We start from the raw sequence: 26,663 nt of genomic DNA, 5'->3' as shown, positions 1-26,663 counted from the left end.
CTTTTCCGACGCATTCCGGCCCGAAACCGTGTCACGTGCTTCCCGGCATGCGTCAGCGCTTCATCGGGCTGCGCGGCGCGCCGTCGCGCCAGTCGCCGCTTGCCCACATATGGTCGAAGGCGGCGCGGTAATCCGGGAAGCGGAACCGGTAGCCCGTCGCCTTGAGCGCCGCGTTGGCGACGCGCTTGTTCTCGCCATAGAAGGACCGCGCCATGGGCGAAAGTTGGGCGGCCTCGAAGGAAATTTCGGGCGGCGGCGTGATGCCCATCAGCGCGGCGGCATAGGCCACCACGTCCTGCGGCGGCGCCGGCTCATCGTCGGTGACGTTGAAGATGCCGCCCGTATCATCCCCGATGAGATGCCACAGCGCGCCGGCTATGTCGTCGCAATGGATGCGGTTGAACACCTGGCCGGGCTTGACCAGCCGCCGCGCGGTGCCGTTTTCCAGATTGACCAAGGCGTTACGGCCGGGGCCGTAGATGCCGGAGAGCCGCAACACCGCCACCGGCCGGCCGATCTCGCGGCCAAGCCGCAGCCAGTCCTGCTCGGCCGCCACCCGCATCGCCGAGCGTTTCGACACCGGCCGGCATTGCGCCGTCTCGTCGACCCAGGCGCCGCCATGGTCGCCATACACGCCGACGGTGGAGAGATAGCCGATCCATTCGAGCGCAGGCATCCGCACGATCGCCTCGCGGGCGGCATTCAGCACGGGATCGCCGGCCTCCTCGGGCGCGATCGAGATCACCAGATGGGTTGTTGTCGCCAGCGCATCGCTGATTTCGCCGGTCAGCGCGCCATCGAACAGCAGCGGCGCGATGCCGGCCTGGCGGAGCGCCTCGAATTTCTCCGCGGAGCGCGTCGTGCCGCGGACCGTCGTGGCGGAATCCCGGTTGGCGCGCGCAAAAGCCTGACCCGAATAGCCGGCGCCGAAGATGAATATCCGCTTTTCACTCATGCAGGCGCCCTGGCTGGAATCGGCCGCGCCCATTCCTCGCGCACGGCCGCGTCGCTCTCGGTTTCCAGGCCGGTCGCGGCGCGTTCGGCATATTCGGCCTCGGGCACCAGCCGCGCCAGCGCCCATATTGCCGCGCCCCGCACCAGCGGCGAGGCGTCGGCTAGCAAGGCGCGCACGGCGCCGGCAAGCGCGGCATCGCGGGAATTGCCGGCGGCGATCAGCACGTTGCGGACAAAGCGGTCGCGGCCGATGCGCTTGATCGGCGAACCGGAAAAGAAGGCGCGAAACGCCGCGTCGTCCAGCCGCAGAAGATCGGCCAGCGCCGGCTCGCGTAGGTCGTCGCGCGCGGCGAGCTTGGCCTCGGACGCCACCTTGGCGAACTTGTTCCATGGGCAGGCGGCGAGACAGTCGTCGCAGCCATAGATGCGGTTGCCGATCGCCTCGCGGAATTCATGCGGGATCGGCTCCTTGTTCTCGATGGTGAGATAGGAGATGCAGCGCCGCGCATCGAGCCGGTAGGGCGCCGGGAAGGCATCGGTCGGGCAGGCGTCGAGGCAGGCGCGGCAGGAGCCGCAATGGTCCTCCTCCGGCATGTCGGGAACCAGTTCGGCCGTTGTGAAAATCGTGCCGAGGAACAGCCAGGACCCGTGCTGCCGGCTGACCAGGTTGGTGTGCTTGCCTTGCCAGCCGAGCCCGGCGGCCTCGGCCAGCGGCTTTTCCATGACGGGGGCCGTATCGACGAAGACTTTGACGTCACCTCCCGCCCGCGCGACGATCTTGCCGGCGATTTCCTTCAGCCGGCCCTTCATCACCTCATGATAGTCGCGGTTTTGCGCATAGACCGAGATCGCGCCCCGGTCGCGCCTGGCCAACAGGTCGCGCGGATCGTGGTCCGGCCCGTAATTCATCGCCAGCACGACGATCGAACGCACCTGCGGCCACAGGCTTGACGGCTCGCTGCGGCGTTGCAGCGTCTCGGCGATCCAGCCCATGGAGCCGTGGAACCCGTCTTCGACAAAGGCGGCGAGCCGGGCCGGCGCCAGCGGGATCGCATCGGGGCTGGTGACGGCGACCGCCTCGAAACCGGCGCGCCGCGCCTGCGCGTCGATCAGCGCGCGCAGTTTTGCGGCGTCAGAAGTCGAGGTCCGCATAATGCGACACCGGCGACAGGCCGCGCACCCGGTCGGTCAAGAGCGGCCGGAACGAAGGCCGCGACTTGACCCGCGTGTACCATTCGCGCGCGGCAGTGTGCTCGCGCCAGTCGATCTCGCCGAGATAGTCGAGCACCGAAAGGGTGGCGGCGGCGGCGAGATCGGCATAGGTGACCCTCGATCCGGCCAGCCAGTGGCGGGTGCCGGCCAGCCAGTTGGTGTATTTCATGTGCTGGCGGATGTTGGCCCGCGCCGCACGGATGGCGGCCGAATCGGGCGAGCCGCCGCCGGCGGTTTCCGGCATGACCGGCTTCAGCACGCGCTCGCGCACCAGATGCCGGGTGACCTCGCTCTCGGCCTTGTGGAGATACCAGTCGGTCAGCCGGCGGATCTCGGCGCGCTGCATCGGGTCCTCGGCGAACAGGCGCTTGTCGCGCTTCAGGACGCCGCGCGTCTCGTCGAGATATTCCGAGATGACCGTGGCGCCGACGATCGGTACGTCGCCCTCGGCCAAAAGGATCGGCAGCGTGCCGGCCGGGTTCAGCGCCAAGAACTCCTTGCGCCGCGTCCACGGCTTCTCCTCGATCAGCGCCAGTTCCTCGCCATACTCGCCGAAAGCGAGGCGCACGAACCGGCAGGAGGCGAACATGGGATGATGGAAAAGCGTCAGCATGGTTCCGCGATGATAAAGCGCACTGGTGGTTTGGATTTGAAGTTCCTGTCCCCTCAACGGCATCCGCGTTCAGGAACTTCAAATTCAAACCACACCAGAACTTGAAGTTGGCAGTGTGGCTCAGAATCCGGAATTCGCGCATCGCGCTCCTCCCGGGTATGGCGAATTCCGGATTGCCACACTGGCGAATCGCCGGGCGCACCGGTAAGTCTTGGCCGCCCGGTAAGCGGGCCGTCAGGGTGTTGCGACCTATAGGGGGAGTTCGGCGCCATGACAAGCAAGCCCTGTCAGCCCATCCAGCGAATGCCGAGGTAGCCAATGGAAAGCCAGACAATCGTCGAAGCCCTGCTGCTCGGTCTGCTGGAGGGATTGACCGAGTTCATTCCGGTGTCCTCGACCGGCCATATCCTGCTCGCCGGCCATTTTCTCGGCTTCCACTCGACCGGCAAGGCCTTCGAGATCCTGATCCAGCTCGGCGCCATCCTGGCCATTCTGAGCGTCTATTTCCGGCGCTTGTGGCAGATGCTGCTCGACCTGCCGCATGACCGGCTGACGCGGCATTTCGTCATCGGCATCCTCATCGCCTTCCTGCCGGCGGCCGTCATCGGCGCGCTGGCGCATGATTTTATCAAGACCATCCTGTTCGAATCGCCGCGGCTGATCTGCATCATGCTGATCATCGGCGGCGTGGTGCTGCTCGCCGTCGATCGCATGAAGCTCAAGCCTATGTACCGCGACGTCGAACGCTTCCCGACGCGGCTCTATTTGCAGATCGGGCTGTTCCAGTGCCTGTCGCTGATCCCCGGCACCTCGCGCTCGGGCTCGACCATCGTCGGCGCGCTGCTGCTTGGCGTCGACAAGCGGGCGGCGGCGGAATTTTCCTTCTTCCTCGCCATCCCCACCATGGTCGGCGCCTTCGCCTTCGACCTGTTCAAGAACCGCAACGTGCTGACGTCGGCCGACCTGCCGATCATCGCCGTCGGCTTCGTCGCCGCCTTCGTCACCGCGCTGCTGGTGGTGCGCCTGCTGCTCGATTACGTCTCGCGCAAAGGCTACGCGCTGTTCGGCTGGTGGCGGCTGGTGGTTGGCATCGTCGGGCTCGTCGCGCTGATGATCTGGGGGTGATCTCGTCATCCACGGGCGAAGCAAGGAGCGCAGCGACGCCGCGCAGGCCCGTGGATGACGAAGGTGAAGGCCTTCGCGCGCCCCCTTCATGCGAACCTCCTGCGGAGCAGCGCACAAGTCTTGCGGATTCCAGAACACTCCGCTGCGTAAGCTCGCCCTATCATCCCTCAGGCAATGGCGTCCGGCGGGCCGCATCCGCCCCCGCGCAGGCGGCCGGCCGGGCGCCCAACAAGAGGGAACGACGATGAAATTCATGCTGACCGGCAGGAAATTGCACCCGAAAGCCAAACCCGTCGCCGAGGATTTCAGGAGCGGCGCCATCAACCGGCGCGAATATTTTGCGCTGATGGCCGGGCTCGGCGTCAGCGCCGCCGGCGCCTTTGCCCTGGGCGGGCTGGCCCCCACGCCCGCCCGCGCGGCGGAGCCCAGGAAGGGCGGCGTGCTGCGCGTCGCCATGAACGTCAAGGGGTTCAAGGACCCGCGCACCTTCGACGGCGTCGAAATGTCCAACGTCGCGCGCCATTGCAACGAATATCTCGTACGCTGGAACACCGATTTCTCCTTCGAGCCCTGGCTGCTCGAAAAATGGGAGATGAGCGACGACGCCAAGACGCTCACGCTGCATGTGCGCAAGGGTATCACCTGGTCGAACGGCGATGCCTTCAACGCCGACGATGTCGTCCACAACCTCAACCGCTGGTGCGAGGCCGGCGTTGCCGGCAATTCGGTCGCCGCGCGCATGGGCGCGCTGGTCAATGCCGACACCAAGAAGGTGGTCGATGGCGGCATCGAGAAGGTCGACGACCACACGATCAGGCTCAACCTGCCCAAGCCGGACATTTCGCTGATCGCCGGCATGGCCGACTATCCCGCTTTGATCATGCACCGCTCCTATGATGGCGACGGCGATCCGCTGAAGGCACTTTCGATCACCACCGGCCCTTGCGAGCTGGTGAAGTGGGATGCCGAGACGGGAGCGGAGGTGAAGCGCAAGGAGAAGCCCTGGTGGAAGGGCGAATTCTGGCTCGACGGCATCCAGTGGATCGACTACGGCTCCGACCCCAACGCCATGCTGTCGGCGTTCGAATCCGGCGAGATCGACACCGACCACGAGACCGCCTCCGATGCCGTCTCGCAGACCGAGCAGATGGGCCTGAAGAATTCCGAGATCGCCACCGGCTCCACCATCGTCGCCCGCTTCAACGTCGCCAACGCGCCTTATGACGACATCAAGATGCGCCGCGCCGCCCAGCTCGCCGTCGACAACTCGGCCGTGCTGGCGCTCGGCCTCGGCGGCCGCGGCAAGCCCGCCGACAACCACCATGTCGGCCCCATGCACCCCGAATATGCCGATATCGGCCCGGCCAAGCGCGACGTGGACGCCTCGAAGAAGCTGCTGGCCGAGTCCGGCAAGGCGGACCATGAATACGACCTCATCTCGGTCGACGTCGAATGGCAAAAGAGCACCGGCGACGCCATCGCCGCGCAGATGCGCGAGGCCGGCCTCAAGATCAAGCGCACCGTGCTGCCCGCCGCCACCTTCTGGAACGACTGGAGCAAATATCCCTTCTCCTGCACCGAGTGGCTCGGCCGCCCGCTCGGCGTCCAGGTGCTGGCGCTGGCCTACAAATCCGGCGCCGCCTGGAATGAAAGCGCCTATGCCAACAAGGAGTTCGACGAGCTGCTCGACAAGGCGCTCGCCACCCCCGACGCCGCCCAGCGCAAGGAGATCATGGCCGGCATCGAAAAGAATTTGCGCGATTCAGGCATCATCATCCAACCCTACTGGCGCTCGGTCTACCGGACCTATCGCAAGGGCATCGAAGGGTGCGAGCAGCACCAGGCGCTGGAACAGCATTTCGAGAAGGTTTGGCTGGAGGGGTGAGGCCAGCGCCGACCTGATTTCCTCGCCCCGCGAAAGCGGGGGTCCGAAGGACGGGCGAGACCCGTGGCTCGCCCCGGCAGGGTGGCCCGGCAAAGCCGGGACGGAGAGGGGAACGCCCTCCGCGAAGCCAAACCGGGTCAGGATTGAGAGCTGGCTGGCATGAAAGAAAATCCTCTCAGGAACCCCTGAAACAACCTCCAGCGCCGCGCAGGCCCCTCTCCGTCCCGGCTTCGCCGGGCCACCTCTCCCCACTGCGTGGGGCGAGGAACCAGCGCCATCCTGCCGCCCCATCAGCATCTCCAGTGCTAGCCGCTCGACCGTCAGGCAAGGCGGCGCCAACGCTGGTTCTCCCTTCTCCCCTTGTGGGGTCCGAAGGACGGGGCGAGACCCGTGGCTCGCCCCAGGGCGGTGGCCTCGCGAAGCGAGGTCGGATGAGGGTTGCTCCAGCTTGGCGCAACATCAACAGCCACTGAACCAAACCAGAAAATCCCACCGCCTCACTCCGCTGGAACACCCCTCATCCGTCTCGGCGCTGGCGCGCCGATCCACCTTCTCCCACAAGGCGAGAAGGCAAGCTGGCCGCAACGCCGACGCTTTTTTTGCAACGCTGGCGATTGGCGAAAGCGGCGACAACAGCGTCCTTCTCCCCGTTTTACGGGGAGAAGATGGCGGCAGCCAGATGAGGGGCGGCGCCGACGCCTGAAATTAAAGCGCGCTCAAAGCGCGATGAGCCGCATCCAGAGCGCGAAGTGCTGGGCTCGCTGACCATGACGAGCTCCGCTGCCCAAGCGAGATGCCGCCGAGACAGGAGGGCACGCAGGCCCTCAGCCTCGCCGCATCGCCGGCCATGAGTAGGTCTCACCGGCAGAAGGTTAGAAACCCAGCCGCCACTCAATCATTGTCAGCCGCGTATAATTTATCGCCAGCAGTGAGCCGCCATCAGGAGCCTAGCCCCGTCGATCAGCCAAAGCGTTTTCGCGCAGCGGGTTGCTGGCGACGAAGGTACCGACGATACCGAAAGCGCCGCCGATCGTAAGGCCGATCGCGGCGACGGTGTCCGAAGTGGGCCGCATTTGACGTCTCCCCAGGTGGGGAGACGATACTCCTTGGCGAGACGTTCTGAAATGGCCGGCCACCGTTCTGGCTTTGCAGTTGCGATCGACCGCCAAACAGCAATTTACAGAAGACACGTGAATGAATGTCATGCAACCCGCCTTCCACATCAATTGCTCGGTAATCGCTTGACTTGCCCATCGCGATACAAATAGCGTCGGCAAAACTGAGGCTGTGTGCACGTGTCGGTATTTAACAAATTACGAAAAGTCGCAGCTGCACAGGCGATTGATAAAGCGGCACGAGCGGCAGAAGAATTCGACGTTTTCCTCGCAGGACCATATATCGTTACCGTTGATGCGGCCGATACTGCAATTAACGATGCAACCGATGCAAGTCGGCTGAGATATTTTCTCTTTCACTCGCTCGTAGCGAGGGGGCATACAATTTATTTAGGCGAAGATAATGAGCTGCGGGAAACTGGGAAAGCCGAGTATGGGCCGCTGAATAACGCGGTGTTATACGAGCGTCATTACATCTTAAATCATTCGGATGCACTAATCGCGCTACCATCAAGCCCCGGATCTTTCTGTGAAATTGGCGATTGGGTTTCACAGAGAGACCTATGTGAAGATATGCTCATAGTCGTGGATAAAAAATATGAGGGAGAGCTTAATTACATCAATGACGGCGTCATTAAGTTTGCACGAACAAATCACGCAACGGTGCACTATCATCCCTATGTGGATAAAGACGGCGTCCTAGAAATTTGTGACACATTTATGGAGACGATAGCCGCAAAGATTCGAATAGAGAAGCTCTATGGCCGAGCGTGAACTTTCTGCCTCCGAACTATATTTGGTGGCGCTGCGAATTATTCAACCTGCGCGAGTGCAGGACATTTTGAAAGCGTATACGGAAATCTGGGGTATTGAGGTGACGGATAGCGTCCGAACTATCGTTGCCACAGTCCATGAAAAAATGAGGAGAGATGGCCTCCTTGTTGACGTCAGGAAGGGCACTTTCGTGCTGGATGCGAAAGGTATGGGAATAGTTGCGCGACTTGTAAACGAAAGAACTTTGGACAACGCGAGATTGTTCTTGATGAAGACGCAACGCAAACAATATCATCGATTCGCGGGGCGGCACTAGATAGGACACTGAATCAGTGTCCTGGCTTTCAGGTCTTGCGTGTAAAAAGGCGCGCTTTGTAAGAGCCGCTCGAGAATGGCTGCATTGCAGCCACGAGCGGAGTTCTCGAGCGCCTCTTACAAAGCACGCACTAAGCAATCTCAGGATTGGTGTTGTCGAATGCCGCCCCGTTCTTACTATAATTCCCCACGAATTGACGACTACCTAGCGTTTGCGCGAGCCTCTTTCCCTGAGGAAAGTGAGGCCGCAGGCGCGTTCGCGAACCGGACTGGTAGACCATACCTGGAGAACGAAATTCATCTAGCGTCTTATCTCGGAATTTCCCCTTCCATAATACGGCAAATACTGCATAGGCCTCGATTTCATTACCGAACGTTTATTTTAAAGAAAGCCGATGGAACCAACCGAATTATACGAACGCCAAAGACATATCTCAAGGTCATGCAGTGGTGGATTAATGACAATATCCTAATAACAAAAGAAATGGCGGAAGCAGTTCACGGCTTTCGCAAAGGCCGAAGCTACATTACCAACGCGGCGGCGCATGCCGGAGCTAAGCATTTGCTGAACCTCGACATATCGAGATTCTTTCCCAGTGTTACGGCGCAGATGATAGTAGGTGTTTTCCGCAATCTTGGTTACAGCGCCGCTGGCTCAGACTTTCTTGCGAGGCTAACGTCTCTGGACGACGAAGCTCCGACCGGCGCGCCCACGAGTCCACTGATCGGAAATCTCATTCTTGATAATTTCGACCAAACTGTCTCAGAACTCTCCGCGGCGAGGAACATCACATACACTAGATATGCGGACGACCTTACTTTTTCGGCTCGGACCCGTATTGATAATGAATTTCTTAAAGAGGTAACTGCATTTGTCGAGAGCAGCGGTTTTGAGCTGAACCCTAAGAAAACGCGATTCTTGGGCAAAGGCGACAGAATGGATGTCACAGGGGTAGTGATTAATGAGGGTCTTAATCTTCCCGTCGAGTGGCGTAATTGGGCTCGCGGATACCTTCAGCGAGCGATCAGGAACCCTGTCGAGTTTGTGCAGCATCACCCGGCAATTGCTGGCATTTTCGGGGTCTTGAAGTCGATCGATCCCGATGAACAGCGGCACCTTACTCAGAAAGCGAAATCTGCGTTGACCGCGATTAGAAGTGCTGGCGCCTGAATTCCTCGGGATGAGGTATACCGCTGCACATAGATTTCCCCAGTCTAGCTTCCGTTAGAGACGTTGCGCATTAGGCAGGAAGCGAGATAAGGCCCCCTCAATCCCCCATCTTCAGCGCCTGGATAAACGCCTCTTGCGGGATATCCACTTTCCCAAATTGCCGCATCCGCTTCTTGCCCTCTTTCTGCTTGTCCAAGAGCTTGCGCTTGCGGCTCACGTCGCCGCCGTAGCACTTCGCCGTCACGTCCTTGCGCAGCGCCGAGATGGTCTCGCGGGCGATGACCTTGCCGCCGATCGCGGCCTGGATCGGGATCTTGAAGAGATGGTGCGGGATCAGCTCCTTGAGCTTCTCGCACATCTGGCGGCCGCGCTTTTCCGCCGCCGTGCGGTGCACCAGCATCGACAGCGCGTCGACCGGCTCTTCATTCACCAGGATCGACATCTTCACCAGGTCGCCCTCGCGATAGTCGGTGAGGTGATAGTCGAACGAGGCATAGCCCTTGGAGATCGACTTCAGGCGATCATAGAAATCGAAGACGACTTCGTTGAGCGGCAGGTCGTAGGTCAGCATGGCGCGCTTGCCGACATAGGACAGGTCTGCCTGGATGCCGCGCCGGTCCTGGCAGAGTTTCAGGATGCCGCCGAGATAGTCGTCGGGGGTCAGGATGGTGGCGCGGATCCACGGCTCCTCGATGGCCGAGATCTTGACCACGTCGGGCATGTCGGCCGGGTTGTGCAGTTCCTTCACCGAGCCGTCATTGAGCAGCAGCCGGTAGACGACCGATGGCGCCGTGGCGATCAGGTCGAGGTTGAACTCGCGCTCCAGCCGCTCCTGGATGATTTCCAGATGTAAGAGGCCGAGGAAGCCGCAGCGATAGCCGAAGCCGAGCGCCGCGCTGGTTTCCATTTCGTAGGAGAAGGAGGCGTCGTTGAGGCGCAGCTTGCCGACGGCGGCGCGCAGGTCCTCGAAATCCGCGGCGTCGACCGGGAACAGACCGCAGAACACCACCGGCTGCGCCGGCTTGAAGCCGGGCAGTGCGTGCGCGGTCTGGCGTTTGTCCTCGGTGATGGTGTCGCCGACGCGGGTGTCGGCCACTTCCTTGATCGAGCCGGTGAAGAAGCCGAACTCGCCGGGGCCGAGCTCCTCGACATTGATGCGGGCGGGCGTGAACACGCCGGTGCGCTCGACCAGATATTTGGCGCCGGTGCCCATCATGCGGATGGTTTGGCCTTTTTTCAGCACGCCGTCGATGACGCGCACCAAAACGATGACGCCGAGATAGGCGTCGTACCAGCTGTCGACCAGCATCGCCTTCAGGGGAGCGGTCGCGTCGCCCTCGCGCGGCGGCGGCAATTGGTGGACGATGGCCTCCAGCACATCGGGAATGCCGAGCCCGGTCTTGGCCGAGATCAGCACGGCGTTGAAAGCGTCGATGCCGATCACCTCCTCGACCTGCTCGCGGATGCGCTCGGGCTCGGCGGCCGGCAGGTCGACCTTGTTCAGCACCACGACGATCTCGTGGTTGTTGTCGATGGCCTGGTAGACATTGGCGAGCGTCTGCGCCTCGACGCCCTGGCTGGCGTCGACCACCAGCAACGAGCCTTCGCAGGCGGCGAGCGAGCGCGACACTTCATAGGCGAAGTCGACATGGCCGGGCGTGTCGATGAGGTTGAGGATATAGTCCTCGCCATTGTTGGCACGGTATTTCAGGCGCACCGTCTGCGCCTTGATGGTGATGCCGCGCTCGCGCTCGATGTCCATCGAGTCCAGCACCTGCTCCTTCATGTCGCGCAGCTCCAACCCGCCGGTCAGCTGGATCAGGCGGTCGGCAAGGGTGGATTTGCCATGGTCGATATGGGCGACGATGGAGAAATTCCTGATGTGGTCAAGGGGCGTGCTCATGCCGCGCGCTTTAGCAGGGGCGGCTTGCTGCGGCAAGGCTTGCGGCGCAAGGGGGGCCCTGGCCATCACAAAGCGGTGAGCCGCGCGGAAAAGCCCGAAACAGCGGGCGGGTGCGGCCGGATGCTTAAACTTTGAACGATCCTCTTAGACCCGGGTTTGCCGGCGCATGTTAGTTCCCCCGCAGGTAAACCGTTTTTGGGGTAAGGAAATGCCGGGGCTTGCAGGAAAGTTCGCCCGCTCTCGCGGCGGCTCGATGATGCCGCTGTTCTTCATCAGCCTGGTGCCGCTGGTCACCGTGGTCGGCCTCTCGGTCGATTATACGTCGGCGGTCCAGACCCGCTCCAACATGCAGCAGGCGCTCGACGCGGCGACGCTGGCCATAACCACGCTGCCGAAGACGACGGCGCTGGCGGCCCGCCAGCAAATGCTCCGGGACATCTTCGCGGCCAATGGCGGGCAAGGCACCGCCACGCTGGTGAGCTTCACCATCGCGGCCAACGGCACCGCCACGGCGCAGGCCTCGGCGAGCTTCGCCATGCCGACCGACTTCATGCAGATCGCCAGGATCAACACCGTGCCGATCGGCGTCACCTCGGCGGTCAACAAGGCGGCGGCCCTGGTGCAGACCACCTTCAAGATCGAGAAGGCGTCGGGCTGGTGGGACAAGACGATGTATCTCTACGGCACGCGATTCGGCTCGACCACGAAGCAGAAGCTGATGCAGATCAGCTATGTCTACAACAAGGGCGGCGATCCCAAGGGCTATGGCACCACCACCGTCTCCACCGTCAGCGGCACCACGCTTACCCAGGTGCAGCAGCAGGTGTGCAACACGACGACGGTCGCCAATTTCAACAACACGCCCTCCGGCGCCATCACCAGCACCGACGGCAACGGCGTCATGCGGCAGACCGTCTGCACCACCAGCCCGGCCAACAGCACCGGCGCGGTCATCGACGTCAGCCAGATGGACCAGCTCTATCTGGAGATGAACGTGCCTTCCGCCGCGACGGCCAAACCAGCCCAGCCGACCACGCTGAGGTCGAACGATCCGAACACCTCGAACCGGCTCTATATCGGCACCAGCCCGACCGACATGCCCGAAATCGCCACGGGCCAGACCGTCGACATCTTCACCGCCGTGCCGTGCGGCCAGACAGGCTACCAGGCCTGGGAAGACGGCGGCTCCGCCGTGCCGGCGCCCGTCGTCAACGCCGACTTCTTCTACACCGTGATGGGCAAATGCGACTTCAACCAGCGCCCCTCGCAAACGGTGCTGACGCAATAGAGGCGAAGCTGCCGATCTCCCCCCACGAGGGGGAGATGGCCGGCAGGCCAGAGGGGGGCGCTGCCCCGCCGGCCTTGCCTGGGTCCACGGAACTCGTCCTCCACTTTCCCGATCTGCCGCCTACTCTCTGCCGCGACAACGGCTGTCGAACCGCGTCCAGGTAGGTGCTCTACGACGCCCCCCTCTGTCCTGCCGGACATCTCCCCCACGAGGGGGGAGATCGGCTGTCGCGACGGCCTTTGCCAATCTCCGGCCTCTTGGAGTCCGACCAACCTTCATCACAAACCGGTGAGCGTTGTAACGAAGCGATAATTGGCAACGAAGTGGGGACATCAGCGGCGCATCGCGGCGCCGTCGCCACGGAGCAATCCCATGTCGCAAGCCAAACGCAGCAGGTTCCTCGCAGTGTCCAGCCTGGGCGCGCTTGCGCTCGCGGCGTCGCTCGGCGCGGCCGCGGCGCAGCCGCTTACCGTTGTCGAGCTGTTCACCAGCCAGGGCTGTTCGTCCTGCCCGCCGGCCAATGCCAATTTGATCAAGGTCAAGGACCAGCCCGGCGTGCTGGCGCTGTCCTTCAATGTCACCTACTGGGACTATCTCGGCTGGAAGGACATTTTCGGCCGGCAGGAGTTCACGCAGCGCCAGGTGAGCTACGAGCCGCCGCTCGGCCGTGACGGGCCGTTCACGCCGCAGGTGGTGGTCAACGGCCGTGCCGATGCGGTCGGCGCCGCGCCCGGCGAGATCGAACGGCTGATTGCGGCGAGCGGACGCATCAAGGGACCGTCGCTGTCGCTCGATGGCGGCAAGGCCAGCATCGGCGCGGGGAGCGTGCCGGGCGGCAAAGCCGACATCTGGCTGGTGCGCTATGCCAGGGGCGTCGTCGAGGTGCCCGTGGCGCGCGGCGAGAACACCGGCCGCACCTTGCCGCACGGCAATGTCGTGCATGCGCTGAAAAAGCTCGGCAGCTGGACCGGAGAGGCCACGACGCTCGACGTGCCGGCGGCCGCCAACGGCCTCAGCACCGCAGTGCTGGTGCAATCGCCCGGCGGCGGGCCGATCCTGGCCGCCGCCGCCGATTAGCTTACCTCCGGGAACTTCCCGCTTGCGGGGAGAGACCATGCCCGATCAGAAATTGCGCAACGCCGCGCCTGCGGCGCCGCAACAGCCGGCCGCCGCGAGGGCGCGCCACCCAACCAAGGAGACCATCATGACCGTTCTTTCCCGCCTGACGCTGCCGGCGCTTGCGCTCGCTTTGTGCTCGACGGCATTGCTGGCCGGCGGCATCGCCCGGGCCGACGAGGCCACCAACGCCATGAAACCCGCCGCGGACGCGATGAAACCGGCAACCGATGCGATGAAGCCGGCCGACCCGATGGCCACAAATGCCATGAAGCCCGCCGCCGATGCGATGAAACCGGCGGACGCCATGAAACCGGCGACTGACGCGATGAAGCCGGCGACGGATGCGATGAAGCCTGCCAACTAGGTCAAGCCGCGGCGGAGAGTTACGCACCCGCTGGGGCCGCACGAGAATGTGAGCCTCCGCCGCAACTCGCGCATCGCACCGGCTCCGCTAATTCAATAGACTGGACCCTATGCAAGCCATGAGGAGTGCAACCATGACCGACATCAAGAACCGTTCGAGCGGCTTCGTCCGCGGCGCGCTCGCAGCTTTCGCGCTCGCCGTCGCGGGCGCCGCCTTCTGGCTCACCCCAGCGGTTTCGGCGGAAGACGCCGTGGTGATCCCGCCACCGGCGCTGGATGAAAAGGCCGCGGGCGGCAGCGAGACGGCAGTGTTCGCCGGCGGCTGCTTCTGGGGCGTGCAGGGCGTGTTCCAGCACGTCAAGGGCGTCACCAAGGCTGTCTCGGGCTATACCGGCGGCGCCAAGGACGACGCCGTCTACGAGACCGTGGGCACCGGCCGCACCGGCCATGCCGAATCCGTCGAGATCACCTACGATCCCTCCAAAGTCACCTATGGCCAGCTGCTGCAGGTGTATTTCTCGGTCGCCCACAATCCGACACAGCTCAACTATCAGGGGCCCGACTCCGGCACGCAGTACCGCTCGACGATCTTCGCCGAAAACGAGGCACAGAAGAAGATCGCGCAGAGCTACATCGCCCAGCTCGACCAGGCCAAGCTGTTCGGCAAGCCCATCGTCACCACGATCGAAACCGGCAAGACCTTCTATCCGGCCGAGGAGTACCACCAGGATTTCCTGACGCTCAATCCGACCTATCCCTACATCGTCTACAACGACCTGCCCAAGGTGGCGAATTTGAAGACGCTGTTCCCGCAGCTTTACAGCGACAAGCCGGTGCTGGTGCTGTCGGCGAGCAATTGAGTCTTCGCAGGGTGAGAAGAACGACAGGTCGGCGGGACGGCGCCCCCCTCTGCCCTGCCGGGCATCTCCCCCACGAGGGGGGAGATCGGCGGCCTCGCCGTCCCGCCCCGCTGTCAACGTTAGAAATTGGCGAAAGCCGTCGCGACATCCAATCTCCCCCCTCGTGGGGGAGATGGCCGGCAGGCCAGAGGGGGGGCGCGAGGGATCGCGGCTTCTCCTGCGAAGAAGGCTACACCCTCTTCCGCCACGGCAGGCTCCAGCGCGCCTTCTCCAGCGAGGCCTTGGCTTCGACCGTGGCGGGGGCGGCCTGGGCTTCGCGGTATTGCACCGAGCCCTGCGGCGGGTAGGGCAGGCTGTCGTTGAGCTCCAGCCTGTCGAGCTGGCTGAAATCGGGGAAAGGCAGTTTTTCCTCCTCGCGCCAGGCGCTGACCCGCTTTTCCGCGGCGATGCGCTTTTCCTGGTCGAGCGGCAGGTCGGCGGCGCTGTATTCCAGCTGCGCCGGGAAGGCGAACTGGGCGCCGGCCTCGTCCATCACCGCGATCATCGACAGCAATATGTCCTCGCGGATGGCGAGAAACTCCGAGCCATCCGCGGTCGTGATGTAGGTGAAGACCTCGATGTCGAGTGAATAGGGGCCGAAGCCGACGAAGCGCACGCGGCACGGGTCGTCGATGACGCGCGGATGAGCGATCAGGAGCTTGCGCAGCGCCGCCAGCGTGTAGCGCAGCTGGTCGGGCGTCGTCTCGTAGCGCAATTGCAGCGTGGTGGCGAAGCGGGTGCGGTCGCGATGGGCGTAGTTCTCGATCTGCATGCCGGCGAAGTCGGAATTCGGCACCGAGATCACCGTGCGGTCGACCGAGCGGATGCGGGTCGAGCGCATGCCGATATGCTCGATGGTGCCGGACTGGTTGCCGAATTTGCAGAAGTCGCCGACGCTGACCGGCCGGTCGGCATAGAGCGTCAGGCCGGAAAGAAAATTCTGCAGCGTCGGCTGCGCCGCCAGCGCCACCGCCAGGCCGCCAATGCCGAGGCCAGCCAGCACGCCCTGATAGGGGATCGCCAGCACCTCGGCCAGGAGCAGGAAGGCGACCACCAGGGCGGCGATGCGCGCCACGCCGGTCAACAGCGAGATCAGCGTCTCGTGGTAGCCGGGCACGTTGAAGGTGGCGCGGTAGCGCTCGGCGATCTTGCCGATAAGGTGCCAGACGACGGGAACCGCGCCGATCAGGATCAGGCTCCAGGCCGCCGCCTTGGCGGATGCCGCGATCACCTGCGGCAAGCCGAGCGGCCGCAGCGCAAACAGCAGGAACAGGCCGAGGAAGATCGAGCGCACCGCCCATTCGACGACGCGGAAGAAGCCGGCCCGCCCCGAACTCCTGCCGCGGCGGGCGAAGAACACGATGACGGCGTTGGCAAGGAAGCCGAAGGCGATGCCGGCAAGCACGGCAATGCCGAGCCCCAGCCATTGCCAGCGTTCGATCGGCCCGGCGCGGGTCAAAAGGGCAGGGCTGATCTCACGGGCAAGGCCCCTCGTGGCGAAGAAGGGATCGTTGCTGGCGAAGGCGGTGAATTCCGGCGCCACCGGCGCATCCTCGATATCGGCATAGAGCGTGCGGATGTTGGCCAGCGTTTCCGGCGTGAATTTCCACAGCTTGCCGCCTTTCTCAGTCCCCACCGGAGCGACGACGATGTTGCCGGCCGGGTGCTCGAAATACACATAGGGCGTGTTGCTTTGGGGATCGTCGGGAATTTCCTGCCAGTAGACGTAGCCGATGCGGTCGATGACTTTCTTGAGATAGCTCTCGAGCAGAACCGCCTCGTCGGACCGCACCGCCGGATTGTAACCGCGCATGTCGAGCGCCGTTTGCGTCGAACCGCCATTCTGGTCAGCGATGCCGCCGAGCAGCATCTTGAACGTGTCGCGCGACGAGGCGAGCTTGGCCGGATCGTCGACCATGTCGGGGGCTTCGCCACGCGCCGCCTGGAACTCGGCGAGCTTGGCCTGCAGCACGGCGAGCTGCGGCCCGACGATGAACCATTCGCCGGCCTTGCGGCGGAAGGTGACGTCGAAGAAAACCTTGCTGCCATATTGCTGCAGCCTGGCTGTCACCTCGTCGCCGGGGATCGCATCATGCGGCAGGTTCCACAGGCGCAAGGTGGCGTTGTCGATCACCGAAAACAGGAGCTTGGTGTAATCGGGCATGTTGAGGCCGCCGCGATCGGCCTCCGTGACGTCGACCAGGCCGGCCGCCAGCGCGGCAAGGCCCATGCCGCCGCCGGTGGCGCGCGGCACATTGTCGGCGCCGCTCTCGTTCATGGTCTGCAGGAACGAGCGCATCGTCGTCATCGGGCTGGTCTGGTCGACCTTGAGGGTCTCGGCGGCGTCGACGCGCACGCCCGTCCACCATTCGGCGGTGGCGGATTCGAAACGGCCCATGAAGCTCGCGCCGTCCGGCGCCATGACGAAGCTGAACTCGCCCTGGCGACTGCCCTCGAACCAGCGGCCGAACAGCTTTTCGCCTTCGGCCTTGGCTTCGATGCGGCCGTTGTACAGGGGATAGACGCCCTTCACCTCGGCGCCGTCCTGCTCGAAGGTGATCTGGGCGCCGCCGCCGCGCCATTTGGTGTCCCAGACACCGGCCCAGTTGGCCGTCTGCTGGGCATGGGCGGGCTGAATGACAGGCAGCAGGCCGGCCAGCGCAAGCGCGGCGATCAGCGTGACCAGGCGGATCAGGACCAGAGCAATTCCAGGAAAGCGGCGTAGCGATTTTCCCGGGAAAACTGCGTAGCGCTGCCGCGCCTGCGGATCGTGTTCTATCGAGGCAACCGGGACACCGCGCATTGCATTGCCCTTCTTCTCGGACCGCTGCCATCAGGCCGCAGCATGTCGCGGAAGGTTATTGCGCGTGAAGATGAATATTGTCTTTCCGGCCGGCGACAGGCGGCAGGCGGAGGCGATGATTTCGCGCCGTCGCCTGGCCCTTCAATCGTAGGTCAGGTCCCTCGCCTTGCCGCCGAACACGCGGTAGGCATAGAAGGAATAGAAGATGATGATCGGCAGCACGACCACGGTGCCGGCCAGGATGATGGCCAGGCTTTCGGGTGCGGAAGCCGCCTGCCAGATGGTCAGCCTGTCGGGCACCACGAACGGATAGAACGACCAGGCGAGCCCGGCAAAGCCCAGCGCGAAGATGGCGGCCAAGGTCAGGAACGGCGTCAGCGAATGGCGGTCGTCGGGCCTGGGCAGATGAGAGGTCTGCCGCCACAGCCACAGGAACAGCAGCGCCGACAGGATCGGCAGCGGCGACAGATAGAGCATTTCGGGCAGGACGAACCATTTGGCGAAGATGCGCGGGCTGGCGAAGGGCGTGGCCAGCGACACGGCAGCCATGCCGAGCGCGGTCAGCACCAATGTGGTGCGCAGCCAGCGCACCGCCTTTTTCTGCAAGTCGCCTTCGGCCTTGTAGATGACCCAGGCCGCCCCCATCGCGGCGTAGGCCGCCGCCAGGCAGAACGCCACCAGCACGCCGAACGCCATGCCCCCCAGGCCGAAGTCGAGGCCAAGCACATAGACGCCCAGCATATAGCCTTGCGCCAGCGAGGCGATGAGCGAGCCGAGGAAGAAGATGCGGTTCCAGCGGTGCTTGCGCTCGGTCGCCACCTTGGCGCGGAAGTCGAAGGCGACGCCGCGCAGGATGAGGCCGACCAGGAGCACGAACACCGGGATATAGAGCGCGCTGAGGATGACGCCATGCGCCATCGGAAAGGCGACCAGCAGAAGGCCGACGGCCAGCACCAGCCAGGTCTCGTTGGCATCCCAGAACGGGCCGATGGCGGCGATCATGGTGTCCTGCTCGGCGTCCTCGGCCGCCGCGAACAGGATGCCGATGCCGAGATCGAAGCCGTCGAGAATGACGTAGATCAGGATGGCGAGGCCCATCAGGCCGGCGAAGATGAGGGGGAGCAGGATCGGCCAGTCATAGGTCATTTCTCTCTCTCTCCTACTCGCCAGCCGCGGGCTGCGACATCGGCTTGTTGAGCACGCCCGGCAGCGGCGAGGTGTCGCCGTCCTTGGCCGCCTTCAGCGCCAGGTGGACCAGAACGCCGAGATAGGCGATCAGCAACAGCACGTAGAGAGCGAGATAGACGGCCAGCGTCAGCGCCACATGGCTGCCGGCCACCGGGCCGACGGCGTCGGCGGTCCTCAGCACGCCCGTCACCAGCCAGGGCTGGCGGCCGATCTCCGTCGTATACCAGCCGGCGAGCGTCGCCACCCAACCGGAGATGGTCATCGGCACCATGAGCAGCGCCAGCGGCCTCGGCAAGCCATGACGGCGCTTGAGGAAGAAGGCGGCCGACCAGGAGACGGCGAGCATCAACAGGCCCGTGCCGACCATGACGCGAAAACCCCAGAACACCGGGAAGACGGGCGGATGGTTGCCGGGATAGTCGTTGAGCCCCGGCACCACACCGCCGGCGCTGTGCCGCAGGATCCAGCTCGCCCCGTCGGGAATGGTCACCTCGAACCTGTTTTCCCTGGCCGCTTCATCCGGAATGGCAAACAGCACCAGCGGCACGTTGGGGCCGGTGTTCCAGTTGGCCTCCATGGCGGCGATCTTCTGCGGCTGGTGCTCGAGCGTGTTCAGGCCGTGCTGGTCGCCGGCAAGGATCTGGATGGGGATGAGGATGGCGGCGGTGAAGACGCCGGTGCGCAGCGCCTTCCACATCGATTCCGAGCGGTCGCCCTTGAGGTAACGCAGCGCCGACAGGCCGGCGATGAGAAACGATACCGTAAGCCCGGAGGCGAGCAGCATATGGACGAGACGGTAGGGCATGGAGGGGTTGAAGAGGATCGCCCACCAGTCGACGGCGTGGGCGACGCCGTCGCGCATCTCGAAGCCGACCGGCGTCTGCATCCACGAGTTCAGCGCGATGATCCAGAAGGCAGACACGGTGGTGCCGCCGGCCACCAGCACGGTCGCCAGCGTGTGGATGCGGTTGGAAACGCGGCGGAAGCCAAACAGCATAATGCCGAGGAAGGCTGCCTCGAGGAAAAAGGCGGTGAGGATTTCGTAGGCCAGCAGCGGCCCGGCGATGTTGCCGACCGTTTCCATGTAGCCCGGCCAGTTGGTGCCGAACTGAAAGCTCATGGTGACGCCGGAAACCACGCCCATGGCGAAGGACAATGCGAACACCTTCACCCAGGTGAAATAGGCGCGCATCCAGGCCGAATCATTGGTCGCGTTGTAGCGGAGCTTGAAGAAAAGCAGCACCCAGCCGAGTGCGATGGTGATGGCTGGAAACAGAATATGAAACGAAATATTCGCACCGAACTGGATGCGCGAAAGGATGAGCGGGTCCATGGCGGGCTCCGGCTGCTTCTAATAAGCGGAGAATAGGCTTGTAGGGCCAGCCGGTCAAAGCGGCGTCCCGCCGCGAGGCGGAACGCCGCAGCGCCATGCGGCGGCAATGTCGAGAACTGTCAGCAGCGGCATTGACTTGCGGTTGCATGCGGCGACATTCGTCCTATATCTGGGGTCCTCTTTCAAGCAGCCGTTTTCAGCCATGCAGCCTGTCATCTCCATTTCCGGGGTCACCAAGACCTACGCCACCGGCTTCAAGGCGCTGAAGGAAATCAATCTCGATATCGAGCGCGGCGAGATTTTCGCGCTGCTTGGCCCCAACGGCGCCGGCAAGACGACGCTGATCTCCATCGTCTGCGGCATCGTCAACCGTTCGTCTGGCAGCGTCACGGTGGATGGCCACGACATCACCAGAGACTATCGCGCCGCGCGCGGCCTGATCGGGCTGGTGCCGCAGGAACTGACCATCGATGCCTTCGAGAGCGTCTGGGCGACGGTCAACTACAGCCGCGGCCTGTTCGGCAAGCCGGCAAACCATGCCTTTGTCGAGAAGGTGCTGCGCGACCTGTCGCTGTGGGACAAGAAGGACGCCAAGGCGATCACGCTTTCGGGCGGCATGAAGCGGCGGCTGATGATCGCCAAGGCGCTGTCGCACGAACCGCGCGTGCTGTTCCTCGACGAGCCGACGGCCGGCGTCGACGTCGAACTGCGCCAGGACATGTGGGCGATGGTGCGGCGGCTGCGCGAGGACGGCGTCACCATCATTCTCACCACCCACTATATCGAGGAAGCCGAGGCGATGGCCGACCGCGTCGGCGTCATCAACCGCGGCGAGATCATCCTGGTCGAGGGCAAGGCCGAACTGATGCGCAAGCTCGGCCGCAAGCGCCTGGTGATGGAACTGCGCAGCCCGCTCGGCGCCATTCCGGACGCCTTCTCGCACTACGCCCTGGAATTGTCGCCGGATGGCGGGCAGATCACCTACACCTATGACAACCAGAGCGACCGGCCGGGCGTGGCGTCGCTGATCCGCGATCTCGAGGCCGCCGGCATCCAGTTCCGCGACCTGGACACGCAGAACAGTTCGCTGGAGGAGATCTTCGTCAATCTTCTGAGGCAAGAGCCATGAACCTGCGCGCGGTATGGGCGATCTACCGGGTGGAGATGGCGCGCGCGCTGCGCACCGTCTTGCAGAGCATCGTCTCGCCCGTGCTGTCGACGTCGCTGTATTTCGTCGTCTTCGGCTCGGCCATTGGCTCGCGCATCACCGAGATCGACGGCATCAGCTACGGCGCCTTCATCGTGCCCGGGCTGATCATGCTGTCGCTTTTGACGCAGTCGATCTCCAACGCCTCCTTCGCCATCTACTTCCCGAAATTCGTCGGCTCGATCTACGAGCTGTTGTCGGCTCCGGTCTCCTATCTCGAGATCGTCCTCGCCTATGTCGGGGGCGCCGCCACAAAGTCGATCATCCTCGGCCTGATCATTCTGGCGACGGCCTCGCTGTTCGTGCCGCTCTCGATCCAGCATCCGTTCTGGATGCTGGCCTTCCTGGTGCTGACGGCGGTGACCTTCAGCCTGTTCGGCTTCATCATCGGAATCTGGGCCAGGAGCTTCGAGCAGTTGCAACTGGTGCCGCTGCTGATCATCACGCCGCTGACCTTCCTCGGTGGCAGCTTCTATTCCATCAACATGCTGCCGGGCGCCTGGCGCACGGTGACGCTGTTCAATCCGGTCGTCTATCTGATCAGCGGCTTCCGCTGGAGCTTTTTCGGAAAATCGGACGTTTCGGTCGGCATCAGCCTCGGCATGACCGTGGTGTTTCTGCTGATCTGCGTGGCGACCGTCGCCTGGATATTCAAGACCGGCTACCGGCTGAGGAATTGAGGGGCGAAGCCACGCTGAACCGCGGTCAGAGCTAGATCGCCTTCACCAGCCGCAGCAGGCCCAGCATCTCTACATAGGTTCCCTTGCGGAAGGCGACGTAGACCGGCTCCTCGATGCCGTGGAAACGGCGCTTGAACGCCGCCTGCCCCTGCAGGTTGAAGCGGCGGCGGTTGACCCAGGGCGAATCATAGGCGCGCTGGAAGGCGTTGCGCCAGAAATCGCTTTCGGCGAATCCGCTGGGGCCGACGTCGACCAGCGGCGACAGCCCGAGCGTGACGACCGAAATGCCTTCCTCGCGAAAGCGGTCGACGGCGAATTTGGTCAGGCCGACCTCGGCATGCGGCGAGGCGTCGATGTGCTTGCGCTTGAAGGCTGTGGTGTAGCCGATGACCTTGCCGCCGCGAAACAGCGGATCGAAGTCGAGCAGGGCGACCAGTTCGCCATCGGGGCCGTGCAGCACGAAGCGGCGCATGTCGACGCCCACATGATCGGCGAAGTGCCGGTTGAGGAAGCCCATTTCCCAACGCTTGACGATGCGGTCGCCGCGCCAGTTCGCCGAAAGCCGGGAGATCTCGTCGAGAAAGATCGTCCGCTTGTCCTCGGCGAACGAAAAGCCCTTCTTCAACAGCCAGCGCTCGGAGTAGCGCACGGTTTCGTTGCGCTTGCCGGAAAAATCGTGTTCGGGCAGCGGCAGACGGGTGTCGATGCCCAGCCGGTTGACCTTGTAGCCGAGCCCGGCCAGCACCCGCGCCGACTGTTCGCCGATCTGCACGAACCAGGGGCTGCCGGCGGTCTCGACGAAGCGCCTGATGTAGTCGGCCCGATGGGCCGGATCGGCGACCGGGTCGCCGAGCGCGAAATGATGCTTCATCTTGGTGCCGAAAGCGATGTAGCCGTCGGCATCGCCGAAATAGGAGAGCCTGCCTTGCACGGCGGAGGAGTAGGCGAGTGAGAAGTCGCCGTGGCGGCGCACCAGCGCCAGCCGTTCGGCATGGGTGAACGCCTGGCGCTCGACCTTTGGCGAGGCACGCTCGAGGATTTTGTCGAGATAGATCCGCAAGGAGGGCATGGGTCGAGATTCCGCGTGCATCTGCGGCGCGCACCCGGGTACGCTATACGCCGTGGCGCCTTGATTTTGCACAGGAAGCCGAAAAAAGCGTTTCGAGGACTTCGGATTCCTGTACCGGTAACAGAGATCCGCCAGCCCCCGGATCTCGAATCAATCACATTGCCGCGACCTGATTATCGCCGATCTCGCGTATATGCCATATAGGACGCAACCGCGGTGCGGCGCATGGCCTCGAAATCCGGGGCCGATCTGCTGTATGGATCATGCGCGGGAGGGCGTTCTGCCGGTGTCGGCGGAAGCGCCACAAGGGTGGAATGGGGTTCGTGAGCGAATGGCAGATACGACAATCAGACCGGCAGCGCACCAGACGGTAACCATCGAACCGGCGATCGTCATCGGCGCCGGCGCCGCCGGTCTCGCGGCAGCGCAGGCCTTGGTAAAGGCCGGCGTGGCGACGGCGATCCTGGAAAAGGAGAGCCGGCTGGCGGAGCCATGGCATCGGCGTCACCAGCAGCTGCGCCTCAATACTCACCGCGACCTTTCGGCACTTCCCGGCCTTGCCTATCCGAAGGGCACGCTCGCCTTCCCCCACAGAACCGCCGTCATCCGCTATCTGAACGATTTCAGCGAGGCGAACCGGCTGCCGGTGGAGCTCGGCGTCGCCGTCGAGGCGGTCCTGTTCAGGGGCGACCACTGGGCGATAGAGACCAGCGCCGGGATGCGCCTAGCGCGCCACGTCGTGATCGCCACCGGCCGCGACAGACAGCCGTTCATCCCCGACTGGAAAGGAATGCGGGATTTCGCCGGCCGCATCATCCATTCGGCGGATTTCGGCGACGCGAAGGACTATGCCGGCAAGAAGGTGCTGGTCGTCGGCGCCGGCAACTCGGGTATAGACGCGCTCAACCACCTGGCGCAGGCAGGCACCGCCTCGCTGTGGCTGTCGGCCCGCAACGGTCCGTCGGTCCTGCCCAAGCGCATCGGCAAGATTGCCGTGCACCGGCTGTCGCCGCTGATGGCGCGGTTGCCTTTGCGGGTCGCCGATGCGGTGATCGCCTTGACGCAGCGGCTGGTTTTCGGCGACCTGACGAAATTCGGCGTGCCGCCGGCACCGGTGGGCGGCGCCAGCCGCCTGACCACCGACTACACAGCGATCGCCGCCGACGAGGGCGCGATCGACGCCATCCGCTCGGGCAGGATCACCGTCGTGCCGGGGGTGCGGGAATTCACCCGCGACGGCGTCATCCTGGCCAATGGCAGCCTGATCGATCCCGACATCGTCATTGCCGCGACGGGCTACCGCACCGGGCTTGAGCAGATGGTCGGCGATCTCGGCGTGCTCGACGGCAAGGGCGTTCCGCTGTTCAATGGCGGGGATGCCGATCCGAAACTGCCTGGCCTCTGGTTCACCGGCATGCGGCCGAGCATCCGCGGCTGCTTCGCCAACGCCGCCATTCAGGCCAAGGCGATCGCCGAGCGGATTGCCCGGCGGATCGCCAATTCCGGCCCCTGAACCGGGCTGGAGGTTCGTTTTACGCGTCGGACGGAACCCCACTTTCCTGGAATTGCCCTCTAAATCGCGATCTTGCCGCCGCCTTGCCTGGTAATGGCGACAACCGCCGGCCGCACCGGCATGTCCGGCTTGAAATCGGGCCAGCGCGTCGACGGATCCTCATAATAGGACGGGCGGCCGAACGCCTCCCAGTCCTCGCCGCCGTCGCCCGGATGCTGGACGGCGACGAAGGCGGTCTGATCGTCGGGCGCAAACAGCGGCCCGCACATTTCAGCGCCGATCGGCACGCGGAAGAACAGTTTTGACGTCGCGCGCGCCGGCCCTTCGGTGTCGACCGCCCACAGGCCGTCGGTGCGGCCGGTGGCCTTCGGGCCCTGGCCGTCGGTGGCGACCCACAGGCGCCCGGCTGAATCGACCGCGCAATTGTCGGGCATGCCGAACCAGCCATTGGCCGTGGTGGCGGTGGAGAAGGTGGCGCCGACATCGGCAACCGCCGGATCGCCGCATTTCAGGAGCACTTCCCATTTGCCCCTGGTGCCGGCGAAATCGCCGCCATCTTCCGATATCTCGATGATGTGGCCGAAGGCGTTGTCGGCGCGCGGGTTGGCGGCGTCGACCTGGTCGGCCTTGCGCTTGGAATTGTTGGTCAGCATGACATAGACCTTGCCGTTGACACGATTGGGCTGGATGTCCTCGGGGCGGTCCATCTTGGTGGCGCCGAGCAGGTCGGCGGCACGCCGCGTCTCGATCAACACGTCGGCCTGGCCGGCAAAGCCGTTCTCGGCCGTCAGCGGGCCCTGGCCGAAGACGATCGGCAGCCATTCCACCGTACCGTCCGCGGCGAATTTGGCGACATGCAGCGTGCCGTCATCGAGCAGGTTCATGTTGGCGGCGCGGTCGTCCGGATCGAAACGGCCCGCGGTGACGAATTTGTAGACGTACTCGAAGCGCTCGTCGTCGCCGAGATAGAAGACGACGCGGCCATCCTTGGCGACGATCGATTCGGCGCCTTCATGCTTGAAGCGGCCCATTGCGGTGCGCTTCCTGGGCGTGGATGTCGGATCGTTGACGTCGACCTCGACGATCCAGCCGAAACGGTTGGGCTCGTTCGGCTCCTTGGCGAGGTCGAAACGATCGTAATGCGCGCCCCATTCATAGGCGCCTTCCGGAATGCCGAGGCGCTTGTAGTTGGCGGCTTCCTTATGGCCTTCCGGCAGTTCACCGGAGAAATAGCCGTGGATGTTCTCCTCGGCCATGACATAGGTGCCCCAAGGCGTGACGCCGCCGGCGCAGTTGTTGAATGTGCCGATGACCTTGGTGCCGGATGGGTCGGCATTGGTCTTGACGCGGTCATGACCGGCGACCGGGCCCGACAGCGCCATTTCGGTGTTGGAGGTGATGCGGCGGTTCAACTTGCCGTCGCGCACCACCTGCCACTTGCCGCCTTCCTTGCGGATCTCGACGATGGTGCCGCCATGTGCCGCCATCTCGACATCGACCTGCTCCTTCGAGAGCGGCGCGAGTTCGGCCGCCTTCTTGCCGTCCTTCTCGACGATCTTGACGATGCCCGGGAACATCAGATGCGGATTGGTGTATTCGTGGTTGACGACCAGCAGGCCATGCTCGGCGGAGCCACCGATCCCGATATAGCCGACATAGTCATTGTTGTAGCCGAATTGTCTTGCCTGGGCCTCAGCCGACTGCCTGGCCGGGTCGAACTCCGGCGAATCGGCAAACAGCGGATCGCCCCAGCGCAACAGCACGTCGGCATCGTAGCCCGGCGCGACATGGTGCTTGTCGTCGATACCGGCTTCGAGTTCCTCGAACGAGAAGGCGGAGCCCTCGGCGGCACGCGCATCGTCGGCGGCCACGAGCGCCAGCGGGCTGACGGTGGCGGCAATGGCCGAGACGGCCAGCGAGCCCTTGAGGAAGGCGCGGCGGGAGAACCGCTCGGCAATGATTTCGCCCATGGTGCGGTTTTCGGTGGGGTTGGTCGCCGGACCGTCGTTTTCCTCAAGCAGGCTGGTGCGGAATCGGGCGTCGGGCGAGCGATGGTCGGTCATGGTCTGCCTCTGGCTGGATGGCTGGAGCGTGTCACGCGTTTCGACCCCTTATAGACGATCGGTCACACTTT

At 63.9% G+C, this 26,663-nt stretch carries 21 protein-coding genes; 11 read left to right on the top strand and 10 right to left on the bottom strand.

What is annotated here, in order from left to right; translation table 11 throughout:
* Positions 1-52: 52 nt before the first annotated feature.
* Genes FJ942_RS11830 through FJ942_RS11820 form a run of 3 tightly spaced genes read right to left on the bottom strand, consistent with a single transcriptional unit; the run spans position 53 to position 2,779 of the window.
* Positions 53-955 (bottom strand): SDR family oxidoreductase, encoded by a 903-nt coding sequence (locus tag FJ942_RS11830; protein WP_140649548.1) that lies wholly within the window; start codon positions 953-955, stop codon positions 53-55.
* Positions 952-2,106 carry a tRNA epoxyqueuosine(34) reductase QueG gene (queG, locus tag FJ942_RS11825; RefSeq protein ID WP_140897794.1) on the bottom strand — a complete coding sequence of 385 codons (1,155 nt, stop codon included), beginning with the start codon at positions 2,104-2,106 and terminating at the stop codon, positions 952-954. The genes FJ942_RS11830 and queG overlap by 4 nt, the downstream gene beginning before the upstream one ends.
* Positions 2,087-2,779 (bottom strand): glutathione S-transferase family protein, encoded by a 693-nt coding sequence (locus FJ942_RS11820; protein WP_140491712.1) that lies wholly within the window; start codon positions 2,777-2,779, stop codon positions 2,087-2,089. The genes queG and FJ942_RS11820 overlap by 20 nt, the downstream gene beginning before the upstream one ends.
* A gap of 318 nt (positions 2,780-3,097) precedes the next feature.
* Between FJ942_RS11820 and FJ942_RS11815 the strand changes: the two genes are divergently transcribed.
* Both FJ942_RS11815 and FJ942_RS11810 read left to right on the top strand, forming a co-directional pair.
* Entirely contained in the window at positions 3,098-3,904 is an 807-nt protein-coding gene (locus FJ942_RS11815; RefSeq protein ID WP_140580296.1) for an undecaprenyl-diphosphate phosphatase, read from the top strand.
* Positions 3,905-4,148: 244 nt separating this feature from the next.
* Positions 4,149-5,789 (top strand): ABC transporter substrate-binding protein, encoded by a 1,641-nt coding sequence (locus FJ942_RS11810; RefSeq protein WP_140897792.1) that lies wholly within the window; start codon positions 4,149-4,151, stop codon positions 5,787-5,789.
* A gap of 947 nt (positions 5,790-6,736) precedes the next feature.
* On the opposite strand, the gene FJ942_RS29005 is transcribed toward FJ942_RS11810, so the two are convergent.
* On the bottom strand, positions 6,737-6,862 hold the full coding sequence (locus FJ942_RS29005) for a hypothetical protein (RefSeq protein WP_263486335.1): 126 nt from the start codon (positions 6,860-6,862) through the stop codon (positions 6,737-6,739).
* A gap of 222 nt (positions 6,863-7,084) precedes the next feature.
* On the opposite strand from FJ942_RS29005, the gene FJ942_RS11805 reads away from it, so the two are divergent.
* Both FJ942_RS11805 and FJ942_RS11800 read left to right on the top strand, forming a co-directional pair.
* Complete coding sequence (locus tag FJ942_RS11805) at positions 7,085-7,678, top strand: hypothetical protein (RefSeq protein WP_140816544.1); 594 nt, start codon at positions 7,085-7,087, stop codon at positions 7,676-7,678.
* 391 nt (positions 7,679-8,069) lie between these two features.
* A complete protein-coding gene (locus FJ942_RS11800) occupies positions 8,070-9,164 on the top strand; it encodes a reverse transcriptase domain-containing protein (protein ID WP_140897790.1) in 1,095 nt (364 codons plus the stop codon).
* Between the two features lie 97 nt (positions 9,165-9,261).
* Here the strand turns inward: FJ942_RS11800 and lepA are convergent, their stop codons facing one another.
* Complete coding sequence (gene lepA, locus FJ942_RS11795; protein WP_140897788.1) at positions 9,262-11,067, bottom strand: translation elongation factor 4; 1,806 nt, start codon at positions 11,065-11,067, stop codon at positions 9,262-9,264.
* Between the two features lie 208 nt (positions 11,068-11,275).
* Here lepA and FJ942_RS11790 point away from each other — a divergent pair, with 208 nt between their 5' ends.
* The 4 genes from FJ942_RS11790 to msrA all read left to right on the top strand — a co-directional run bounded on the left by FJ942_RS11790 (position 11,276) and on the right by msrA (position 14,697).
* Positions 11,276-12,355 carry a TadE/TadG family type IV pilus assembly protein gene (locus FJ942_RS11790; RefSeq protein WP_140897787.1) on the top strand — a complete coding sequence of 360 codons (1,080 nt, stop codon included), beginning with the start codon at positions 11,276-11,278 and terminating at the stop codon, positions 12,353-12,355.
* 372 nt (positions 12,356-12,727) lie between these two features.
* The gene (locus tag FJ942_RS11780) at positions 12,728-13,432 is read left to right on the top strand and encodes a DUF1223 domain-containing protein (protein WP_140895721.1); all 705 of its coding nucleotides are present in this window, start codon (positions 12,728-12,730) and stop codon (positions 13,430-13,432) included.
* 127 nt (positions 13,433-13,559) lie between these two features.
* A complete protein-coding gene (locus FJ942_RS11775; protein ID WP_140559132.1) occupies positions 13,560-13,838 on the top strand; it encodes a hypothetical protein in 279 nt (92 codons plus the stop codon).
* A gap of 133 nt (positions 13,839-13,971) precedes the next feature.
* Positions 13,972-14,697, top strand: a complete 726-nt coding sequence (gene msrA / locus FJ942_RS11770; protein WP_140897783.1) for a peptide-methionine (S)-S-oxide reductase MsrA — start codon at positions 13,972-13,974, stop codon at positions 14,695-14,697.
* A 229-nt stretch (positions 14,698-14,926) separates the two neighbouring features.
* Here msrA and FJ942_RS11765 read toward each other — a convergent pair whose 3' ends face one another.
* From FJ942_RS11765 to FJ942_RS11755, 3 genes are all read right to left on the bottom strand, one after another.
* Positions 14,927-17,539: a mechanosensitive ion channel family protein gene (locus FJ942_RS11765; protein ID WP_140897781.1), complete on the bottom strand. Its 2,613-nt coding sequence runs from the start codon at positions 17,537-17,539 to the stop codon at positions 14,927-14,929.
* A gap of 141 nt (positions 17,540-17,680) precedes the next feature.
* Positions 17,681-18,685, bottom strand: a complete 1,005-nt coding sequence (locus FJ942_RS11760; protein WP_140672356.1) for a cytochrome d ubiquinol oxidase subunit II — start codon at positions 18,683-18,685, stop codon at positions 17,681-17,683.
* 13 nt (positions 18,686-18,698) lie between these two features.
* Positions 18,699-20,060, bottom strand: a complete 1,362-nt coding sequence (locus tag FJ942_RS11755) for a cytochrome ubiquinol oxidase subunit I (protein ID WP_140672357.1) — start codon at positions 20,058-20,060, stop codon at positions 18,699-18,701.
* Between the two features lie 202 nt (positions 20,061-20,262).
* Between FJ942_RS11755 and FJ942_RS11750 the strand changes: the two genes are divergently transcribed.
* Both FJ942_RS11750 and FJ942_RS11745 read left to right on the top strand, forming a co-directional pair.
* Positions 20,263-21,189, top strand: a complete 927-nt coding sequence (locus FJ942_RS11750) for an ABC transporter ATP-binding protein (RefSeq protein ID WP_140672358.1) — start codon at positions 20,263-20,265, stop codon at positions 21,187-21,189.
* On the top strand, positions 21,186-21,947 hold the full coding sequence (locus FJ942_RS11745) for an ABC transporter permease (protein ID WP_140551751.1): 762 nt from the start codon (positions 21,186-21,188) through the stop codon (positions 21,945-21,947). Before FJ942_RS11750 ends, FJ942_RS11745 begins: the two co-directional genes overlap by 4 nt.
* 31 nt (positions 21,948-21,978) lie before the next feature.
* On the opposite strand, the gene FJ942_RS11740 is transcribed toward FJ942_RS11745, so the two are convergent.
* Entirely contained in the window at positions 21,979-23,016 is a 1,038-nt protein-coding gene (locus tag FJ942_RS11740) for a phosphatidylglycerol lysyltransferase domain-containing protein (RefSeq protein WP_140491743.1), read from the bottom strand.
* Positions 23,017-23,347: 331 nt separating this feature from the next.
* On the opposite strand from FJ942_RS11740, the gene FJ942_RS11735 reads away from it, so the two are divergent.
* Positions 23,348-24,529, top strand: a complete 1,182-nt coding sequence (locus FJ942_RS11735) for an NAD(P)/FAD-dependent oxidoreductase (RefSeq protein WP_140491745.1) — start codon at positions 23,348-23,350, stop codon at positions 24,527-24,529.
* A gap of 59 nt (positions 24,530-24,588) precedes the next feature.
* Here FJ942_RS11735 and FJ942_RS11730 read toward each other — a convergent pair whose 3' ends face one another.
* The gene (locus FJ942_RS11730; protein WP_140491747.1) at positions 24,589-26,592 is read right to left on the bottom strand and encodes a PhoX family phosphatase; all 2,004 of its coding nucleotides are present in this window, start codon (positions 26,590-26,592) and stop codon (positions 24,589-24,591) included.
* Positions 26,593-26,663: the final 71 nt, after the last annotated feature.

This window comes from Mesorhizobium sp. B2-4-2, assembly GCF_006442845.1.
GTDB lineage: Bacteria > Pseudomonadota > Alphaproteobacteria > Rhizobiales > Rhizobiaceae > Mesorhizobium.
This window is presented reverse-complemented; position numbering and strand designations above follow the sequence as displayed.

What these genes read in the sequence shown, in the direction of transcription:
- FJ942_RS11750 (WP_140672358.1), top strand. Translation starts at nt 20,263, where the DNA reads ATGCAGCCTGTCATCTCCATTTCCGGGGTCACCAAGACCTACGCCACC.
- FJ942_RS11760 (WP_140672356.1), bottom strand. Translation starts at nt 18,685, where the DNA reads ATGACCTATGACTGGCCGATCCTGCTCCCCCTCATCTTCGCCGGCCTG.
- FJ942_RS11820 (WP_140491712.1), bottom strand. Translation starts at nt 2,779, where the DNA reads ATGCTGACGCTTTTCCATCATCCCATGTTCGCCTCCTGCCGGTTCGTG.
- msrA (WP_140897783.1), top strand. Translation starts at nt 13,972, where the DNA reads ATGACCGACATCAAGAACCGTTCGAGCGGCTTCGTCCGCGGCGCGCTC.
- FJ942_RS29005 (WP_263486335.1), bottom strand. Translation starts at nt 6,862, where the DNA reads ATGCGGCCCACTTCGGACACCGTCGCCGCGATCGGCCTTACGATCGGC.
- FJ942_RS11740 (WP_140491743.1), bottom strand. Translation starts at nt 23,016, where the DNA reads ATGCCCTCCTTGCGGATCTATCTCGACAAAATCCTCGAGCGTGCCTCG.
- FJ942_RS11815 (WP_140580296.1), top strand. Translation starts at nt 3,098, where the DNA reads ATGGAAAGCCAGACAATCGTCGAAGCCCTGCTGCTCGGTCTGCTGGAG.
- FJ942_RS11775 (WP_140559132.1), top strand. Translation starts at nt 13,560, where the DNA reads ATGACCGTTCTTTCCCGCCTGACGCTGCCGGCGCTTGCGCTCGCTTTG.
- lepA (WP_140897788.1), bottom strand. Translation starts at nt 11,067, where the DNA reads ATGAGCACGCCCCTTGACCACATCAGGAATTTCTCCATCGTCGCCCAT.
- FJ942_RS11755 (WP_140672357.1), bottom strand. Translation starts at nt 20,060, where the DNA reads ATGGACCCGCTCATCCTTTCGCGCATCCAGTTCGGTGCGAATATTTCG.
- FJ942_RS11780 (WP_140895721.1), top strand. Translation starts at nt 12,728, where the DNA reads ATGTCGCAAGCCAAACGCAGCAGGTTCCTCGCAGTGTCCAGCCTGGGC.
- FJ942_RS11830 (WP_140649548.1), bottom strand. Translation starts at nt 955, where the DNA reads ATGAGTGAAAAGCGGATATTCATCTTCGGCGCCGGCTATTCGGGTCAG.
- FJ942_RS11745 (WP_140551751.1), top strand. Translation starts at nt 21,186, where the DNA reads ATGAACCTGCGCGCGGTATGGGCGATCTACCGGGTGGAGATGGCGCGC.
- FJ942_RS11800 (WP_140897790.1), top strand. Translation starts at nt 8,070, where the DNA reads ATGGCTGCATTGCAGCCACGAGCGGAGTTCTCGAGCGCCTCTTACAAA.
- queG (WP_140897794.1), bottom strand. Translation starts at nt 2,106, where the DNA reads ATGCGGACCTCGACTTCTGACGCCGCAAAACTGCGCGCGCTGATCGAC.
- FJ942_RS11735 (WP_140491745.1), top strand. Translation starts at nt 23,348, where the DNA reads ATGGCAGATACGACAATCAGACCGGCAGCGCACCAGACGGTAACCATC.
- FJ942_RS11810 (WP_140897792.1), top strand. Translation starts at nt 4,149, where the DNA reads ATGAAATTCATGCTGACCGGCAGGAAATTGCACCCGAAAGCCAAACCC.
- FJ942_RS11730 (WP_140491747.1), bottom strand. Translation starts at nt 26,592, where the DNA reads ATGACCGACCATCGCTCGCCCGACGCCCGATTCCGCACCAGCCTGCTT.
- FJ942_RS11790 (WP_140897787.1), top strand. Translation starts at nt 11,276, where the DNA reads ATGCCGGGGCTTGCAGGAAAGTTCGCCCGCTCTCGCGGCGGCTCGATG.
- FJ942_RS11765 (WP_140897781.1), bottom strand. Translation starts at nt 17,539, where the DNA reads ATGCGCGGTGTCCCGGTTGCCTCGATAGAACACGATCCGCAGGCGCGG.